Here is a 2,234-nt window from a genome sequence, read left to right on the forward strand (position 1 = left end):
GGTCTCATGACCGGCCGGGGCCGCAGCGCGTCGCACTTGGGATTTGCGACCGGGCCCCGCCGTCCCGCGGGGCCCGGTCTCCGGAAGGAACCGAGGATCTGGTCGGAAGGGGCCCGGCGATCCGCCTCCCGGAAGCGCCGGGCCCGGTCAATCAGTTGATCGGCGGGTAGGCGTTCGCCAGCAGCTCCGCGAACTGCGCCGAGGACCAGTGGCCCGAGAGCGGCATGTTGCCGCGCGCCCCGGAGGGGTTGTTGCCGTTGCGGATGTTGCCGCCGTAGGTCGGGTCGCACATCCGGTCGAAGCCCTTGCCCTCGTCGTTCTGGATGAGCGTCGAGGAGCCGTCGGACTCGCCCGGGGGCTTGATCCAGACGTAGGCGTCGATCCAGGACTCGGGGTCGGCCTGCGGCCGCTCGCCGAGGCCGGCACCGGCCTGGTTGCACCAGTTGCCCTTCTGGTAGCGGCGGTCGATCCTGGACTGGTTCACGAACGTGACCGGGTCGGTCGAGGTCGACGTCGCGGTCGGGCGGTTCGGACCGCCCCAGCCGTTGCGGCTGGTGTCGATCAGCATGCCGATGTCGGAGTTGAACCCGCTCGCGATCAGCTCGTTGCGGAAGGCCTCGGTGAAGTCCTTCTCGTTGTTGAAGTCGTTCCAGTCCACCCACGGGAGGTTCGGGTTCTGGTTCAGCGCCTGACCGCCGACGACCTGGTTGACCGCCCAGTAGGGCTCCTCCAGCACCGAGTAGTTCGCGGTGTTGGAGATGAAGCCGTGGACGTCGTCCGCGGTCATCCCGTTCTGGCCGATGAGCGACCCGAAGAGGTCGGCCGCGGCGAAGAAGTTGTCGTACTGCGGGTTCGTGTCGCCCCAGCCGATCCAGCCGTGGTGGCCGGCGTCGATGTAGTTGTACGTGTTCGGCAGGGCGCCGAGCTCGGCCGCGGCGTACGAGACGCCGTTGACGTAGTTCCCGTTGGCCTTCATGGTGTCGCAGTTGGCGGTCGCGGTCGCCCGCGGCGTCACGTTGGTCACCAGGTTCGGCAGCGAGTCGATCTCGATGACGTTGACGATCCGCAGGTCCGCGTACTTGGCCAGCCCCTGGATGTCGACGATCGCGTCGATGTACTCGCTCTTGTACCTGGCGATCTCGGTCGCACCGAGCTGGCCGTTGGAGGCCAGGGCGGCGCAGTCGCGGCCGGGCAGGTTGTAGATGACGATCTGGATGACGTCCGCGCCCTGCTCCAGGGCCTCGTCGAGGTGGTCCTCCAGGCCCATCGAGCCGGTCGTGGGCGAGTCGTTGCCCAGGATCGCGCTGGTCTGGTCCAGCCACACGCCGGTCGGCTCGTCCGCGACGGCGCTGCCGCCGGGCTCGGCCGCGGCCCGCGCGGACCACTGCGGGTTCACGTAGACCTGCGCGCCGGTGTACGGGTTGTCGACCTTGTCGCCGCCGCCGGGGTCCGGGTCCTCACTGGTCGGAGGGTTGCTCGTGGGCGTCGTCGGCGGGTTCGTCGGCCCGTTGCACACGTCGCCGTTGATCCGGATGTTCGTCGGGGTCGTGGTGGAGCCGGCGCCGATGAAGCCGAACACCTCGCGGCTCTGGCCGGAGGCGATCGTGCCGTTCCAGCCCACGTCCGAGCCGGTGAACGAGGTGCCGCTCTGCGACCAGCCGACGTTCCACGCGTTCGAGACCGTGGTGCCGGACGGGAACGTCCACGTGAGGTCCCAGCCGTTGATCGGCTCCTGGGCGGTGATCGTCACGTTGGCCTGGAAGCCGGAGCCCCAGCTGCTGACGATCTTGTAGTTGACCTGACAGCCCTCTTCGGCGAGTGCCTGGTTCGCCGAAGCGAAGGTCAGACCGGTGGCGGCGAGCGCGGCTACCGCGACGCCGGCGATCGCCAGTCTCCTTCGTCTTCTAGGTACTTGCATTTTTCGATGTCCTTCGGAGTCGATGGGGGGCCGCGATGGCAGCCCGGAACGGGTGTCCACCGAGGGAAGCGCTCCCAAGATGTGCATTGATAATCTCCGATATATGGATGGACTGTCAAGAGGTCCAGCAGGATATTTCGCGCATGGAAGCGATCTGGCCACCGCTTTCACGCTCGCGCGATCGATCGGCAAGCGCTTGAATCAGTGAAAACGCTCCCGCGCCCATCCGAAGGGATGCTTAGAAAAAGTCCGCTCCGCGCACGCGGAAGCGGGGCCGCGCCTCTGCGCGGCCCCGCTCCGGGGCGGAGTGCCGGTC

Annotated in this window: 1 protein-coding gene; it reads right to left on the reverse strand. The window is 67.8% G+C overall.

Going from position 1 to position 2,234, the window contains the following annotated elements; genetic code table 11:
* Nucleotides 1-151: 151 nt before the first annotated feature.
* The gene (locus DI269_RS02555; protein ID WP_112133572.1) at nt 152-1,918 is read right to left on the reverse strand and encodes a glycoside hydrolase family 6 protein; all 1,767 of its coding nucleotides are present in this window, start codon (nt 1,916-1,918) and stop codon (nt 152-154) included.
* Nucleotides 1,919-2,234 lie beyond the last annotated feature (316 nt).

This window comes from Glycomyces dulcitolivorans (genome assembly GCF_003265355.1).
Taxonomy (GTDB): Bacteria; Actinomycetota; Actinomycetes; order Mycobacteriales; family Micromonosporaceae; genus Glycomyces; species Glycomyces dulcitolivorans.

Bases quoted from the DNA above. Each gene is read 5' to 3' on its own strand.
- DI269_RS02555 (WP_112133572.1), bottom strand. From the start codon at position 1,918: ATGCAAGTACCTAGAAGACGAAGGAGACTGGCGATCGCCGGCGTCGCG.